The organism is Acidimicrobiales bacterium (genome assembly GCA_035630295.1).
In the GTDB taxonomy this organism is placed as follows: domain Bacteria; phylum Actinomycetota; class Acidimicrobiia; order Acidimicrobiales; family Iamiaceae; genus Iamia.
In genome coordinates, this window is sequence record DASQKY010000042.1 from 388,885 (window position 1) to 404,051 (window position 15,167).

Here is a 15,167-nt window from a genome sequence, read left to right on the forward strand (position 1 = left end):
ATTTCCCTTTGGTCCGCTGATCATGAGTGGGCGGCTTCTTTGGCGGCCCCAACTCCATCGTCTTGGCATGTCAACTCCCGTTGTCCAGGTTTTCAATGAATGCGATGACTTCGCCGATGTCGATCACGGGGATGCAGGACTCGGCCTCGGTCCTTGTGCAGAGCGCGTGAGCGAAGGACCACAAGGCGGTCCTATTCAGAGGTCGTCCTTCCGCCTCGCCCTGAGGCCCGTCTTCCTGCGGATAGTTGGAGGGGGAACTCATGTCCCGGTTTGCCACACCGAGATAGAGGCTGTGCATGCCTTCGAGGTTGGCGGGCGTTGCAGCGAGGATCGTGGTGGCATCGGCTGCGGCCTGCTCAGGCGTGTAGCTCTGGACCTTCTCGAGCCAGACTCGACGCTTCTCCGTTCCAGGAATGGCTTCTTCCTCGGTCGGTTCCTGCTCGCCATTGGGGCCGAGCGTTGCCTGCTCCATATCCGAGTCCCAGACGATGACGGCGCCCGGTCCTCCGACCAGCCGTGCGTTGCGACTGGCATCGGCATGGGCCTCCCCGACCGGGCTGCCGGTGCGGCGGGGAACTTCCTCCAATGAGAGCTTGTTCGCGATGTCTCTCCGGAAGCTGGCGCGGGCGGTGCGGTTCACTTGCTCGCACTCGTCGGTCCCGTCGCAACGGAGCTTGTCGGCCCGCACGCGCATGAGGACCTCGGCGTCGGCCGCGTTGCCGCCGACGATCATGACGATGAAGGGGATCTTGCGACTGATGGCAAACTCGCCTATGCGAGCGGCGCGATCGATCTGGAGACGGCGTTCGGACTCGACACCGTCCGACCCTGAGACGTCGACCACGTACAGGATGGCGGTGACGGCCGTCGAGTCCGCCGAGGAGTCATCGGACAGTCGGGCGACGCCGGCTACGGCCAGGAGGAGGACGACGAGGACGAGGGCCAGCACGACCCACGTCGTCCGGCTGGTGCGGCCCCGGCGTCGGGGGCTGCCCAGCAACGGATCTCGTCCCGCTCCGTCGAAGAGCGACGACTCGTCCATCCAATCCTGAACTTCTGAACGTCTCATGGGGACCTCGGGTGTCTGCGCTTCCGAGGTCTCAGCCCCCGAGAAGGACAGCGAGGTTAAGCAGAGTGACGGATTTCACACCTCAGACGAGGTGAGGGCGGCCTTCGGCCCTACGGGACGCCCGTGGACGGCTGTCGGTCAGGCGGTGAGTTCGGCCAGGCGCTCGCCCAGCTCGCCCTGGTCGAAGATCACGTCCACCCGCCGGGCCAGCGTGCCGTCGGCGGCGATGAGGAACAGGCACGGCTCGAAGGGCAGGCCCAGCTCCTCCACCGCCGGGGACAGGGGCGCCTCCAGGCCCTGGGCCTCGACCTCGGCCGCGGTGCGGTACACCTCGAGGTGCAGGAACCGGACGTCGGGGGCCTCGGCCCGGGCCGCCAGCAGCACGTCCAGCACCGGGCCGCAGATGGCCTGCTGGCAGAACGCCGGCGTGGAGACCAGGAGGGCCACCGGGGCGGTGCCCAGCACCGTGGCCAGGTCCACGTCGTGGAGGGGGCAGGCCGGCTCCCGGGTGCACACCGGGTCGACCTGGCCCGGAGCCTCGGTGGTGGGCGTGGACAGCGACGGGAACGGCTGGCCGGGGCGGGGGATGGTGATGGCCGCCACCGGGGACACCGCGAACGCGGCCTCCAGGGCCGCTCCGTCGACCTCGGTGGTGGCCAGGTAGTTGCCGGCCGAGGGGGGCGTGAACACCAGGGGGTAGTAGGCCTGGGGCAGGCCGTCGGACCGGCGGGCCACGGGCAGGGCTCGCTCCACCACCTGGCCGCCCACCGTCCGGACCTCGAAGGTGAGCTCGTCCGGCGAGTCGTCCACCAGGGCCCCTCGCTCGTCCCCCACGGCCAGGGGCAGGCGGGCCTCGGTGCCGGCGGCCAGGCTGGCCGCCGGGTTCAGCAGGGTGACCAGGGACAGGGACGGGGTGGCGCCTCCGGTGCCGGCCGGCCCGTCGCCGGTGCCGTCGCCGTCGCCGTCGCCGTCGTCGTCGCCGCAGGCGGCCAGGCCCAGGCCCCCGGCGGCCCCCGCCACGCCCAGGGCCGCAGCCCCCTGCAGGAGGGCCCGGCGGCTGAGCGACCGGGTGGGAGGCGGCGGGGGCGGGAGGTCGGCGGCCACGGCCGTGCACCCTAGGAGCCGGGCCCCCGGCCGGTCCTCCCGGGGCGACGCGGGTGACGGGCCCACGGCTTGGTTGGTGTCCCGGCTGTCGGGGGTGGCGGTGCCTCCAGGGCTTGTCCCGGCTGTCGGCGGCGGTGGCTCCCCACCGTCGTCGGGTCGGTGCGTGGCCGTCGGGGTGGGCGCCGGGCCGTCGGGGCGGGTCGCCACCGGAGGTGGCCCGGGCGCTCGGACGGTGGCCGCCCCGGGCCCTCGTATGCTCCGGCCGGTGTCCGAGCCCACGCCCCGCGAGGTGACCGTCGAGGGCACCGCGGTCCAGCTGGAGGTGGATGGGCGCCAGGTCGAGGTGGCCGACGGCGGCATCACCTTGCTGGAGGCCCTGCGGGACCGGTTGGGGCTCCGATCCCCCAAGGACGGCTGCGCCCCCCAGGGGCAGTGCGGTTGTTGCACGGTGCTGGTCGACGGGGCGCCCCGGGTGGCCTGCGTGACGCCCCTGCGCCGGGTGGCCGGCCGGTCGGTCACCACCGCCGAGGGCCTGGCTCCCGACGTCCGCTCGGCCTGGGCCGAGGCCTTCTCGGCCACCGGGGGCAGCCAGTGCGGCTTCTGCACCCCGGGCATCATCTGCCGGCTGGAGGGGGCCCGGGCCAAGGGCGTGGCCCCCGACGACCACGCCGCGGTGGGCCGGGCCCTGGCCGCCCACCTGTGCCGCTGCACCGGCTGGCAGCCCGTGGTGGACGCCTGGGGTCGGGCTGCCGCGCTCCTGGCCGGCCCGCCCCTGGAGGGTGAGCCCGAGGCCACGCCGGCGGGGCGGGCCGTCTCGGTGCGGACCGCCCCCGCTCGTGACCTCGAGGCCGCGGCCCGGCGGGCCACCTTGGAGGGCGGGGCCGTCCAGCGGGTGGGGCCGGACGTGGCCCTCGGCCAGGGGGGCTTCGCCGACGACGGCGCCCCGGCCGACGCCCTGGTGGCCGTGCCCGACGGGGCCGGGGGCTGGGTGGTGGGCGAGACCCTGGCCGAGGTGCGGGCCCGCTCGGGCAAGGTCCAGGGCCGGCGGACCACCGTCGACCCGGTGCCCCCGTTGGCCCTGCCCGAGGGGGATTGGGCCGCGACCCTGCGCACGTGCTGGGTCGAACCGGCCTATCTGGAGCCCGACGCCGCCTGGTGCGCCCCTGGGGGCGACCCGGTCGGTCCCCTGGTCAACGGGGGGGCCTTCGGGGCCAAGCGCTCGTCGCCGGTGGCCGGGGCGGCCCGGGCCCTGGCCGACCGCTGGGGTCGCCCGGTCCGGGTCCTCCTGGCCCGGGAGGACACGGTGCGCCTCGGTCCCAAGCGGCCCCCGGTGGCCGGGGGGGCCCGGGCCGACGGCACCGGTCGCTTGCGGGTGGTGGCCACGCCGGGCATCGCTGCCGCCATCACCGCCGCCGCGCCGGGCCTGGAGGTGGAGGAGGTCGACGTGGCCGGTCCGCCAACCGACGCCGGCCTGCGGGCCGCCGGGTGGGCCGAGGCCGTGGTGCTGGAGGCCGGGGCCGCGGGCCGGTGCGGACCGGTGGTGGCCCCGGGCGGGGGTCGGGCCGAGGTGACCCTGGCGGCCGACGGCACGGTGCACGTCCGGGTCCGGCCCGGGGACCCGTTGGACGAGGCGGTGCTGCGCTCCTACTGCGTGGGCGCCGTCCACCAGGGCCTGTCGTGGATTCGTAGCGAGGGCCTGGCCGTGACGGCCGAGGGCGTGGTCGAGGACCTGACCATCCGCTCCTTCGGGATCCTCCGGGCCCTGGACATGCCCCGGGTGGAGGTCGAGGTCGAGGGGGACGACGCCGGCGAGCCGGTGAACGTCTCCGATGCCGTCTTCGCCGCCACCGCCGCCGCGGCCTGGCTGGCCGCCGGCACCCCCACCGACCTCCCCACCGGCCCCTGACCACCCCCCACCCCCGAACTGGCGCGCCTTTGGGCTGTCGGGACCGGGTGAAGGCGCGCCGGTTCGGGGCGGGTGTCCAGGGGTCGGGCGACGGCGTCGAACTGGCGCGCGTTTGGGCGGTCGGGGCCGGGTGAAGGCGCGCCGGTTCGGGGGCGGGCGGGGGCTGCGGGGGCCGCGCCTAGCCTGTCGGCCGCTCGCTGTCAGGAGGCCCGCACCCATGAGCTCCGCCCCGTACACGCCCGCTGTCCACGCCGGGGGCTGGATCGCTGTCTCCGGCCAGGTGCCGCTGCGGGACGGGGCCTTCCTGTCCGACCGCCCGTTCGGCGAGCAGGTCGACGGGGTGCTGGCCAACGTGGCCGATCGCCTGGCCGAGCACGGGGCGACCCTGGCCGACGTGGTGAAGACCACGGTGTTCCTCACCGACATGGCCGACTACCCGCTGCTCAACGAGCGATGGGTGGCCACCTTCCCCGAGCCCCGCCCGGCCCGGAGCTGCGTGGCCGTGGCCGGCCTGCCCTTCGACGTCCGCCTCGAGGTCGAGGCCTGGGCCCTGGCCCCCTGACCGGCCCGGGCATCCGGGCCGCCGGGCGTCAGGACCCTCGGGGTGGGATCGGCCCGGTGGGGCGGGGCATGATGGCCCGGTGATCGGAGCCATCGTCATCGCCGTGATCCTCGTGCTGGTCATCCCCGTGGGCGTGGCCCTGAGCGGCGCCGTCGGGGCCGGGGTCTTGGGCCACGTCCTGAAGAGGACCGGCGAGGAGCTGAACGAGGGCAGCGAGCTCATCGAGCTCAACCGCTGAGCCCGCCCTGGCCGGGCCAGGCGCCTCAGGAGCCCCAGCGGGACTGGCCGAAGCGGTAGCCCACCGACCGCACGGTGGTGATGAGCCCGGCGTGCTCTTCGCCCAGCTTGGCCCGGAGGCGTCGCACGTGGACGTCCACGGTGCGGGCCCCGCCGTAGTACTCGTAGCCCCACACCCGGCTGAGCAAGGTCTCGCGGGTGAAGACCCGGCCCGGGTGCTGGGCCAGGAACTTGAGCAGCTCGTACTCCATGTAGGTGAGGTCGAGGGGGCGCCCGTCGATGGCTGCCTGGTAGGTCTCCAGGTTGAGGGCCAGCCCGCTGTACTCGATCATCTCCGGCCCCGTGCCGGTGCCGGCCCGCCACAGCAGGTGGCGCAGACGGGCCTCCAGCTCCCGGGGGTGGAACGGGTCGAGGCAGAAGTCGTCGTAGAGCTCGTCACGCAGCTCCAGGTCGGCCAGGCTGGACCCCCGCACCAGGAGCAGCACTGGCTCGATGGGCACGTCCCGCTTGCGGAGGGCGCGGCACACGGCCAGGCCCGTCTCCGGGGCGTCGCCCAGCACCACCACCGCCCCCCGCCAGGTGACGTCGGCGTCCATGCGGCCGAGCGCGACCTCGTCGGTGACCGCCTTCCAGGCGTGGCCGGCCAGCTCGAGGGTCTGCACCAGCTCGGGCGGCGGGGGGTCGGGGTGGACGAGCCAAGGTTCCATGGCGGGGGCGCTGGCTACCACGCCGGCAGGTAGCGCTCCAGCTCGAACGGCGTGACCTGCGCCTTGTAGTCGGCCCACTCGCTGCGCTTGTTGCGGAGGAACCAGCTGAAGATGTGCTCGCCCAGGGCCTCGGCCACCAGCTCCGAGCCCTCCATGGCTTCGAGGGCCTCGGCCAGCGACTGCGGCAGCTCCCGCATGCCCTCGGCCGCCCGCTGGGCCGGGGTGAGCTCGAAGACGTTGGCGGTGGCCTCGTCGGGGAGGTCGTAGCCCTCGTCGATGCCCTTCAACCCGGCGGCCAGGATGCAACTGAAGGCCAGGTAGGGGTTGCAGGCCGGGTCGGGGGAGCGGAACTCGATGCGGACCGAGGAGTCCTTGCCGGCCTTGGTCACCGGTACCCGGATGAGGGCCGAGCGGTTGTTGCGGGCCCACGAGGCGTGCGCCGGGGCCTCGGTCCCCACGATGAGGCGCTTGTAGCTGTTGACCAACTGGTTGGTCACCGCGGTGATCTCGTGGGCGTGGTGCAGGAGCCCGGCGATGAACCCCCGGCCCACCTTGGAGAGGCGGTAGGGGTCGCCGGGGTCGGCGAAGGCGTTGGTGTCGCCCTCGAACAGCGACATGTGGGTGTGCATGCCGGAGCCCTGCACGCCGGCCAGGGGCTTGGGCATGAACGTGGCGTACACGCCCCGCTCGGTGGCGATCTCGCGCACCACCAGCCGGAACGTCATCACGTTGTCGGCCATGGTCAGGGCATCGGTGTAGCGCAGGTCGATCTCGTGCTGGCTGGGGCTGTCCTCGTGGAAGGAGTACTCCACCGGGATGCCCATGGCCTCCAGGGTGTGGATGGTGCGCTTGCGGAGGTCGGAGGCCACGTCCGCGGTGGTGAGGTCGAAGTAGGAGCCGCTGTCCAGGGGGACCGGCGCGGAGGTGCCGTCGCCGTTGGCGAAGTAGAAGAACTCCATCTCGGGGGCGGTGTAGAAGCTGAAGCCCCGCTCCCGGGCCCGGTCCAGGTTGCGGCGCAGCACCTGGCGGGGGTCGCCCTCGAAGGGGGTGCCGTCCAGGTTGGAGATGTCGCAGAACATGCGGGCCGCGGTCTCGTCCGACTGGCCCCAGGGGAGGAGCTCGAAGGTGCTCGGGTCGGGCTTGGCCAGGACGTCGCTCTCCTGGATGCGGCTGAACCCGTCGATGGCCGAGCCGTCGAACTGCATGCCCTCCTGGAAGGCCGACTCCAGCTCGGCCGGCGAGATGGCGAAGGACTTGAGCTGGCCCACCACGTCGGTGAACCACAGCCGGATGAGCCGGACCCCTCGCTCCTCGACCGTGCGCATCACGTATGCCTGCTGGGGATCCACGCCGGGCATCGTCGTCTCCGGCGGAGGGGGCCGCAACCCAGCGGGGGCCCAGTTCACATTGCGTTCATCGCCGCCGTGAGTCGCGAGGGGGCCGCTGACTAGCCTCGACGGCGGTCCCGAGGGCGTTCACACCACGTTCACATTTGGGAAACGGCCGGGCAATCGCCTGCTGGCAGGGTTCCGCCGTCACAGTCCACCTCTCTGAAGTGAAGGAGATCGCCCGTGGCGATCAAGGCCGAGTACATCTGGATCGACGGCACCGAGCCGACGGCGCGTCTCCGCTCCAAGACCAAGGTCGTGGCCGAGGCGCCCAGCGAGTGGCCCATCTGGGGCTTCGACGGCTCCAGCACCAACCAGGCCCCGGGCGACTCGTCCGACTGCGTGCTGAAGCCGGTCGCGGTCGTGCCCGACCCCATCCGGGGCGGGGACGACGTGCTGGTGCTGTGCGAGGTCCTCTACATCGACATGACCCCCCACGTCACCAACACCCGGGCCGCGCTGCGGGCCGTGGAGGAGCAGTACGGCGACCAGGAGCCCCTGTTCGGCATCGAGCAGGAGTACACGTTCTTCTCCGACGGCCATCCCCTGGGCTTCCCCAAGGGCGGCTTCCCGGCCCCGCAGGGCTTCTACTACTGCGGCGTCGGGGCCGACGAGGTGTACGGCCGTGACATCGTCGAGGCCCACCTGGAGGCGTGCCTGGAGGCCGGCCTGACCCTCTCGGGCATCAACGCCGAGGTCATGCCCGGCCAGTGGGAGTTCCAGGTCGGCCCGCTGTCGCCGCTGGAGGTGTCGGACCAGATGTGGCTGGCCCGCTGGCTGCTCTACCGCATCGCCGAGGACTTCGACGTGGCCGCCACGCTCGACCCCAAGCCGGTGAAGGGCGACTGGAACGGCGCCGGGGCCCACACCAACTTCTCGACCAAGGCCATGCGCGAGGGCTACGACGCCATCATCGCCGCCTGCGAGTCGCTGGGCGCCCCGGGCAAGGTCGAGGAGCACGTGGCCGGCTACGGCGCCGACATCGAGCACCGCCTCACCGGCCTGCACGAGACCGCCCCGTGGAACGAGTTCAGTTACGGCGTGTCCGACCGGGGTGCCTCCATCCGCATCCCGTGGCAGGTGGCCCAGGACAAGAAGGGCTACATCGAGGATCGTCGGCCCAACGCCAACATGGATCCCTACGTGGTGACCCGCCTCATCACCAACACGGTCTGCTCCGCCGCTCTCTGAGCGGGGCGCCGATCGGCGTTCGGACCGGAGGGCCGGCTCCCCTGGGGGCCGGCCCTCCGTCGCGCCCGGGGTCCGCTCGTCCGTCCGGGTGTGGCGCGGCGGTGGGCCTCTGGTGCGACCGTCGGCCGCAGTTCTGAGGCGCCACGGCGCGCTCCCGTGGGCCCTGGCGCCTCAGAAGGGGGTGGGGCGGGCGTCCAGACAAGTGTCAGGCGAACGGTGGCGGCGCCGGGGAGGGGTAGCTTCGGGCGCCGGACCCGTGACCGTCGACCCGTGGAGGGACCCGTGGAGCAGCGCACCCCGGCCGAGGTGCTCGACGCCGTCTCCGAGCACGAGGTCGCCTTCGTCGACTTCCGGTTCTCGGACCTCCCCGGCGTGATGCAGCACGTCACCATCCCGGCGGCGGTGCTGACCGAGGCTCACTTCGAGACCGGGCACCCCTTCGACGGGAGCTCGGTGCGGGGCTTCCAGCAGATCCAGGAGTCGGACATGATCCTGGTCCCGGACCCGGACACGGGCTACCTGGACCCGTTCCGGCCGCATCCCACCTACGTGCTCCACTGCTTCGTGGCCGACCCGGTCACCGGTGAGAGCTACTCCCGGGACCCGCGCCACATCGCCCGCAAGGCCGAGCAGCACCTGTTCGCCACCGGGGTGGCCGACACCGCGTACTTCGGGCCCGAGCCCGAGTTCTTCGTGTTCGACGACGTGCGCTTCGAGACCCGGCCCAACGGCGCCTTCTACGAGGTCGACTCGGTGGAGGGCCAGTGGAACACGGGCCGGGACGAGCGGCCCAACCTGGGCTACAAGCCCCGGACCAAGCAGGGGTACTTCCCGGTGCCGCCCATGGACCAGCTCCACGACCTGCGATCGCAGATGGCGCTGAACCTGGAGCAGGTGGGGGTGCCGGTCGAGCTGCACCACCACGAGGTGGCCTCCGGCGGCCAGGGCGAGATCGGCATCCGCTTCGACACCCTGCTGGCCATGGCCGACAAGCTGATGACGTTCAAGTACGTCCTCAAGTCCACGGCCTGGGAGGCGGGCAAGAGCCTGACCTTCATGCCCAAGCCGATCTTCGAGGACAACGGCTCGGGCATGCACACCCACCAGTCGCTGTGGAAGGGGGGCGAGCCCCTGTTCTACGACGAGACCGGCTACGCCGGACTCTCCGACCTGGCCCGCTGGTACATCGGGGGCCTGCTCCACCACGCCCCGGCGTTGCTGGCCTTCACCAACCCCACCACCAACAGCTTCAAGCGCCTGGTGCCGGGCTACGAGGCCCCGGTGAACCTGGTCTACAGCCAGCGCAACCGCTCGGCCTCGTGCCGCATCCCGCTGGCCAACCTGTCGCCCAAGGCCAAGCGGGTGGAGTTCCGCTGCCCGGACTCCACCGGCAACCCGTACCTGGCCTTCAGCGCCATGCTGCTGGCCGGCCTGGACGGCATCGAGAAGCGGATCGAGCCGCCCGAGCCGGTGGACAAGGACCTGTACGACCTGCCCCCCGAGGAGCTGGCCGGCGTGCCCCAGGTGCCGGCCTCGCTGGAGGCGGCCTTGGACGCCTTGGAGGCCGACAGCGACTTCCTCCGCGCCGGCGACGTCTTCACCGACGACCTGATCGACACCTGGGTGGCCTACAAGCGCACCAGCGAGGTCGACGCCCTCCGCCTCCGCCCCCACCCCTACGAGTTCACCCTCACCTACGACATCTAGCAGAGCGACCCTCTGACCAGGTCTTACTGGCTCCTGAGGTCGCGTGTGGAGTGCGAGCGCCGGGCCGAGCTGCGCCGCCGGCGCGCTGAGGCCACCGGCATGACCGATGGCAACCCACCGGGCCGGACCGGTGCGCAGGTCCCCCGCCGAGACGAGCGGTCACGGCCTCCCGTTGAGCTGGGTCGGCGTCGGGGTCGGGTACCGTCGCCGGCCATGGCCGTGCACGTGGAGCAGCAGGGTGATGCCGACGCGGTGCGCGTGGTCACCATCGATCGGCCCGAACGTCGCAACGCCATCGACGCCGAGCACGTCGAGGCCCTCCGCGACGCGGTGGCCGACAGCCCGGCCGGGACCCGGGCCCTGGTGCTGCGGGGGGTCGACGGCCACTTCTGCGCTGGCGCCGACATCAAGGGCATCGAGGGGCCGGAGTTCGCCGTGCTCCTGCGGGGCCTGCTCCACGCCCTGCGCGACGCCCCCTTCGCCTGCATCGCCGGGGTGGAGGGCGCCGCCCTGGGGGCGGGCACCCAACTGGCCATCGCCTGCGACCTGCGCACCGCGACGCCGGACGCCACCTTCGGCATCCCGGCCTCCAAGCTCGGGCTCATGGTCGACCTGTGGACCGTCCAGCGCCTGGTCGCCCTGGCCGGCCAGGGGCCAGGCCGGGCCATGCTCCTGGCCGCCGACACCCTCACCGGTGAGGACGCCGTGCGGCTGGGCCTGGCCCAGCGGGTCGGGGGTCCGGACGCGGCGGTGGCCTGGGCCGGCGAGGTGGCCACCAAGGCCCCGTTGACCATCGCCGGCCACAAGCTGATGCTCAACACGCTCGACGCCACCCTGCCCACCGACCCCGCCGTCACCGCGGCCTTCGACCGGGCCTGGGCCAGCACCGACCTGGCTGAGGGCAAGGCCGCCTTCGCCGAGCGCCGCCTCCCCATGTTCCGCGGTGCCTGAGGGCGGCCGACCGCCGAACGGCGGTCAGATCGAGAGGCCGAGGGTGCGGACCAGGCCCTCGTAGCTGAAGCTCTCGAAGAACAGGTAGAGCACCACCAGGCAGATCGGCGTCCCCACCAGGTAGGGGACGGCTCGGCGGGCCAGGCCCCGGCGGCGCTGGCGGTACGCCAGCACCCGAGTGGCGGCCCACAGGGCCAGGCACAGCAGGCCCCACCAGGCCCCGGGGAAGGTCAGGGCCGGCTCGGTGACGAAGGCGTCGATGGCCCCCTCGTCCGGGCCGTGCTCCCCGCCCGAGGCCTCGATGACCTCCCGGGCCGCGTCCTCCTGCCCCGGCAGCGTGGGGACCGGCGTGCCCACCAGGGCGGCCACCACGATGATGCGCTGGTCGGCCGAGTGCTTGGGGTGGCAGGCGGTCAGGGTGAGCAGGTCCTCGCCGTCGGGATCCTCGGGGGTGGCGTTCTGGGGCTGCACCACCTCGACGGCGGTGGGCTCCACGATCCGGATCTCCCGCACCTCGTAGCGGAACCGCCCCTGGAGCGTCTCGAACAGGATCTCGTCCCCGGCCACCAGGTCCTCGACGTTGTGGAGCGGGGCCCCGTAGGTGGTGCGGTGGCCGGCCACCGCGGCGTTGCCGGCCTGGCCGGGCAGGGGCGTGCCCGGGTAGTGGGCCGCGCCTCGCTCGAGCTGGTCGGTGCCGGTGCCCTCCACGGTCCAGAAGCGGTGCACGCCGATGGCCGGGATGGAGAAGTTGCCGATGGGCTGGCCCAGGGCCGGCGGGGCGATGTCCGGCGCCACCGCGGGGGGCCCGACCGTGGTCGGGGCCGTGGTCGAGGTGGTGGGCGCCGGGGCGGTGGTCGACGCGGTGGCCGACGGCTCGGTGGTGGGCGGCGGGGCGGCCCCGTCGTCGACCAGGGTGGAGAACTCGTCAGCCAGCTCCCCCTGGGACCGGTCGGTCTGCAGGTTGGTGCCCCACAGCTGGTAGGCGACCAGCAGCAGGATCACCGTGCCGCTGGTGATCATCAGGCGCCCCACCGCGCCCACCACCCGGGCCACCCGGTGCCGGGAAGGGGGGCGGTCGGGCCCGCGGTCGGGATCGTCAGCGGGGCCACCGGGCTCCTCCGGCGCGGCCTCCGTGTCCGAGGTGAGCACCCGGACACAGTAGGGGCGGTGGCCGGGCCCGGCGCGAGCGCCGGCGGGCCGCACCCGGGCTCTGCCTGGTCCGGTCGGGCTGCGGTCGGCGGTCTCTGGGCTCCGCCTGGTCCGGTCGGGCTCCGGGCGGCGACCCGGCCTCCCCTAACCTGCGCCTCTCGCATGGAGCCCGCCGTCGACCTCCGTGGCGCCGTCGCCCTCGTCGGCCGCTTCCCCGCCCTCGCCGGCGCCGACCTCACCGTCGAGCGGGGCGAGGTGGTGCTGCTCCAGGGCCCCAACGGGGCGGGCAAGACGACCCTCCTGCGGTGCTGCGCCGGCCTGGTGCCCGTGGTCGACGGCCGGGCCCGGGTCCTGGGGGTCGACCTCCGGGCCGGCACCGGGCCCGTGCGCCACCGGGTCGGCCTCCTGGCCCACGCCACCGGCCTCTACGACGACCTCACGGTGGAGGACAACGTCCGCTTCTGGGGCCGGGCCGCCGGGGCCCGGCCGGTCGACGTGGCCGCCGCCCTCGACCGCCTGGGGTTGGCCGGCCGGCTGCGCACGGTGCCGGTGGCCCGCCTCTCGGCCGGGCAGCGGCGCCGCACCTCGCTGGCCGTGCTGGTGGCCCGCCGGCCCGAGCTGTGGCTGCTGGACGAGCCCCACGCCGGCCTGGACCAGGCCGGCCGCGACCTGGTCGACGGCCTGATCGGCGAGGCCGTCGACGCCGGGGCCACGGTGCTGCTCTCGTCCCACGAGCTGGATCGCGCCGCCGCGGTGGCCCACCGCCAGGTGGAGGTGGTCGGTGGCCAGGTCCGCCCCGTCCCGGTGTCCGGGAGCGGTGGCGTCGTGGCGGCCGGCGCCAGCCCCCGAGGTGGCGAGCCACCGGCGGGGCCGACGACCGGCGCAGGACCGGAGCACGAGCGAGGAGCCGGCGATGTGGCGTGACGCGTGGCTGGTGGCGGCCAAGGACCTCCGCATCGAGGTGCGCACCCGGGTGGCCGTCAACCAGATCGCCCCCTTCGCGGTGCTGGTGCTGCTCCTGTTCGCCTTCGCCCTGGACTCCGAGCGGGCCGTCCTGTCCCGGGCCACCCCCGGCCTGTTCTGGGTGGCGGTGCTGCTCTCGGCCCTGCTGGCCATCCAGCGGTCCTTCGCCCTGGAGGCGGTGGACGGGGTCCGCGACGCCCTGCGCCTCTCGGGCCTGCAGCCGGCCGGCATCTTCCTGGGCAAGGTCGCCTCGGTCACGGTGCAGCTCCTGGCCCTGGAGCTGCTGCTGGCCCTGGGCGTCGTGGCCCTCTACGACGCCGAGCTGGCCACCCCCCTGCTCCTGGTGCCGACCTGCGTGGTGGCCACCGTCGGCCTGGCCGCGGTGGGGTGCCTGTACGGGGTGCTGTCGGCCGGCCAGCGGGTGGCCGAGACGTTGCTGCCCCTGCTCCTGCTGCCGGCCCTGGCCCCCCTGCTGCTGGCCGCCACCCAGGCCTTCGGGGCCGCGGTGGACGGCACCGCGGCCGACGGGGGCCGCTGGCTGGGCCTGCTGGCCGCCTTCGCCGCCGCCTACGTGGCCATCGGCATCGCCACCTTCGGCGTCCTCCTCGACGACGGCTGACCAGGCCCGGCGCCGCGGCCGGCCCACGCCTGAAACGCCCCGGGCCTCCCGACTTGCCAGGGAGGGGGAGCACGGTGTGCGCTGGTGTCCGCCCATGAACGCCACGACCGCCTCCAAGGCCACGCGCGTGCTCGGAGCCCTGGCCCTCCTCGGTCTCGGCCTGTTGCTCCTCTACGGCCTCGTCCTGTCACCGGCCGACGGCGTGTCGGTCAGCCAGGCCGCCGAGGACCCCAGGGCCCGCATCGGCCAGGGCGAGATCGTCCGCATCATGTACGTCCACGTCCCCACCGCCATCATCGCCTTCCTGGCCTTCTTCGTGGCCGTGGCCGGCAGCATCGGCTACCTGGTCCGCCGGTCGGAGTGGTGGGACCTGCTGGCCCACGCCTCGGCCGAGCTGGGGGCGGTGCTCATCTTCGCCACCCTGGTCACCGGGGCCCTGTGGGGCGAGCCCACCTGGGGGACGTACTGGGAGTGGCAGGACGCCCGCCTGACCACCACCGCCATCCTGTTCTTCCTGGTGCTCGGCTACCTGGCCGTGCGCCGCCTGCCCATGGATCGCGAGCGCCGGTCCCGCATCGCCGCCGTGGTCGGCCTGCTCCTGGCCCCGGCCACCGTGGTGTGCCACTACGCCACCACCTGGTGGCGCACCCTCCACCAGGGCCCCACCATCAGCCGCCTCGACCCCCAGATCGACGGGCTCATGCTGTTCAGCCTGATGGTCGGGATGGCCACCTTCCTGGTCCTCTACGCCTGGCTGCTGCTGCACCGCTTCCGGGTGCTGTGGCTGGAGAACCGGGTCGAGGACATGGGCCTGGACGCGGCCCTGGCCGAGCGCCGGGCCGAGGCCACCCCGCCGGTCCCGCCAGCGTCGGCTGACGCCGGTTGGGCGCCCACCCCGGGGGCCACGTCGTGATGCTGGCCCTGGCCGAGTGGGGCTCGGTGGCCCTGGCCTACGGCATCGTGCTGGTCTCGCTGCTGGCCCTGGCCGTCCGCAGCGCCCAGCGGGGCCGCCGCCTGGCCCAGCAGGTCCCGGAGGACCGCCGCCGATGGATGTGACCGGCCCCGCAGGCGGAGACGGCGCGGGCGCGGCCCCGGGGACCGGCGGCGACGCCGGCCCGGAGCTCGACCTGTCGCCCCGGACCGGACCCGACGGGGGGGCCGGCCGCCCTCGCTCCCGGAGCCGGGCCGTGGTCGGCGGGCTGGTCATCGCCGCCCTGCTGGGAGCCATCGGCTTCGTGGCCGTCCGCCAGCTCCAGGGCTCCTCCGTCTACTACTACAACGCCGACGAGGCGGTGGCCGAGCGGCCCGAGATCGGCGACCGCCGCGTCCGGGTCCAGGGCACCGTCGTGGGCCAGCCGGTCGAGGTCGACGACGAGACCGTCACCTTCACCATCGCCTTCCGGGGGGCGTCCATCGACGTGCGCCACCAGGGGGCCGAGCCGCCGCCCCTGTTCGACGCCAACGTGCCCTCGGTGGTCGAGGGCCGCTTCGCCCCCGACGGGACGTTCCTGTCCGACCGCATCGTGATCAAGCACTCCGAGCAGTACAAGGAAGAGAACTCGGACCGGGTGGACCCGGCGGCCCCGTGACGCGGCGATCGCAGCCCGGGCGGGA

Annotated in this window: 16 protein-coding genes; 11 read left to right on the forward strand and 5 right to left on the reverse strand. The window is 73.7% G+C overall.

From position 1 onward, the window contains the following. Nucleotides 1-70: 70 nt before the first annotated feature. Together VEW93_12050 and VEW93_12055 are read right to left on the reverse strand one after the other, a co-directional pair. Nucleotides 71-1,042: a hypothetical protein gene (locus VEW93_12050; protein ID HYI62524.1), complete on the reverse strand. Its 972-nt coding sequence runs from the start codon at nucleotides 1,040-1,042 to the stop codon at nucleotides 71-73. 165 nt (nucleotides 1,043-1,207) lie between these two features. Further along, nucleotides 1,208-2,173, reverse strand: coding sequence for a hypothetical protein (locus VEW93_12055; GenBank protein HYI62525.1), 966 nt, complete (start codon nucleotides 2,171-2,173; stop codon nucleotides 1,208-1,210). Nucleotides 2,174-2,438: 265 nt separating this feature from the next. Between VEW93_12055 and VEW93_12060 the strand changes: the two genes are divergently transcribed. From VEW93_12060 to VEW93_12070, 3 genes are all read left to right on the forward strand, one after another. Continuing rightward, nucleotides 2,439-4,079, forward strand: coding sequence for a 2Fe-2S iron-sulfur cluster-binding protein (locus VEW93_12060; GenBank protein HYI62526.1), 1,641 nt, complete (start codon nucleotides 2,439-2,441; stop codon nucleotides 4,077-4,079). 217 nt (nucleotides 4,080-4,296) lie between these two features. Then, nucleotides 4,297-4,641 (forward strand): RidA family protein, encoded by a 345-nt coding sequence (locus VEW93_12065; GenBank protein ID HYI62527.1) that lies wholly within the window; start codon nucleotides 4,297-4,299, stop codon nucleotides 4,639-4,641. A gap of 79 nt (nucleotides 4,642-4,720) precedes the next feature. Beyond that, nucleotides 4,721-4,879, forward strand: a complete 159-nt coding sequence (locus tag VEW93_12070; protein ID HYI62528.1) for a hypothetical protein — start codon at nucleotides 4,721-4,723, stop codon at nucleotides 4,877-4,879. A gap of 25 nt (nucleotides 4,880-4,904) precedes the next feature. Here the strand turns inward: VEW93_12070 and VEW93_12075 are convergent, their stop codons facing one another. Next, nucleotides 4,905-5,585, reverse strand: coding sequence for a response regulator transcription factor (locus tag VEW93_12075; GenBank protein ID HYI62529.1), 681 nt, complete (start codon nucleotides 5,583-5,585; stop codon nucleotides 4,905-4,907). A gap of 14 nt (nucleotides 5,586-5,599) precedes the next feature. Further along, a complete protein-coding gene (locus tag VEW93_12080; protein HYI62530.1) occupies nucleotides 5,600-6,943 on the reverse strand; it encodes a glutamine synthetase family protein in 1,344 nt (447 codons plus the stop codon). A 213-nt stretch (nucleotides 6,944-7,156) separates the two neighbouring features. Between VEW93_12080 and glnII the strand changes: the two genes are divergently transcribed. The 3 genes from glnII to VEW93_12095 all read left to right on the forward strand — a co-directional run bounded on the left by glnII (nucleotide 7,157) and on the right by VEW93_12095 (nucleotide 10,822). After that, nucleotides 7,157-8,164 carry a glutamine synthetase gene (glnII, locus tag VEW93_12085; GenBank protein HYI62531.1) on the forward strand — a complete coding sequence of 336 codons (1,008 nt, stop codon included), beginning with the start codon at nucleotides 7,157-7,159 and terminating at the stop codon, nucleotides 8,162-8,164. A gap of 270 nt (nucleotides 8,165-8,434) precedes the next feature. Further along, a complete protein-coding gene (gene glnA, locus VEW93_12090) occupies nucleotides 8,435-9,871 on the forward strand; it encodes a type I glutamate--ammonia ligase (GenBank protein ID HYI62532.1) in 1,437 nt (478 codons plus the stop codon). A 213-nt stretch (nucleotides 9,872-10,084) separates the two neighbouring features. After that, complete coding sequence (locus tag VEW93_12095) at nucleotides 10,085-10,822, forward strand: enoyl-CoA hydratase-related protein (protein ID HYI62533.1); 738 nt, start codon at nucleotides 10,085-10,087, stop codon at nucleotides 10,820-10,822. Nucleotides 10,823-10,846: 24 nt separating this feature from the next. On the opposite strand, the gene VEW93_12100 is transcribed toward VEW93_12095, so the two are convergent. Continuing rightward, complete coding sequence (locus tag VEW93_12100) at nucleotides 10,847-11,971, reverse strand: class E sortase (protein HYI62534.1); 1,125 nt, start codon at nucleotides 11,969-11,971, stop codon at nucleotides 10,847-10,849. Nucleotides 11,972-12,133: 162 nt separating this feature from the next. Here VEW93_12100 and ccmA point away from each other — a divergent pair, with 162 nt between their 5' ends. The 5 genes from ccmA (at nucleotide 12,134) to VEW93_12125 (ending at nucleotide 15,142) form a co-directional block, all read left to right on the forward strand. After that, complete coding sequence (gene ccmA / locus VEW93_12105) at nucleotides 12,134-12,895, forward strand: heme ABC exporter ATP-binding protein CcmA (protein HYI62535.1); 762 nt, start codon at nucleotides 12,134-12,136, stop codon at nucleotides 12,893-12,895. Continuing rightward, entirely contained in the window at nucleotides 12,885-13,553 is a 669-nt protein-coding gene (locus VEW93_12110) for a heme exporter protein CcmB (GenBank protein HYI62536.1), read from the forward strand. The genes ccmA and VEW93_12110 overlap by 11 nt, the downstream gene beginning before the upstream one ends. A 94-nt stretch (nucleotides 13,554-13,647) precedes the next feature. After that, a complete protein-coding gene (gene ccsA / locus VEW93_12115; GenBank protein HYI62537.1) occupies nucleotides 13,648-14,466 on the forward strand; it encodes a cytochrome c biogenesis protein CcsA in 819 nt (272 codons plus the stop codon). Further along, the gene (locus VEW93_12120) at nucleotides 14,436-14,609 is read left to right on the forward strand and encodes a hypothetical protein (protein HYI62538.1); all 174 of its coding nucleotides are present in this window, start codon (nucleotides 14,436-14,438) and stop codon (nucleotides 14,607-14,609) included. The genes ccsA and VEW93_12120 overlap by 31 nt, the downstream gene beginning before the upstream one ends. Then, the gene (locus VEW93_12125; GenBank protein ID HYI62539.1) at nucleotides 14,600-15,142 is read left to right on the forward strand and encodes a cytochrome c maturation protein CcmE; all 543 of its coding nucleotides are present in this window, start codon (nucleotides 14,600-14,602) and stop codon (nucleotides 15,140-15,142) included. The genes VEW93_12120 and VEW93_12125 overlap by 10 nt, the downstream gene beginning before the upstream one ends. Nucleotides 15,143-15,167 lie beyond the last annotated feature (25 nt).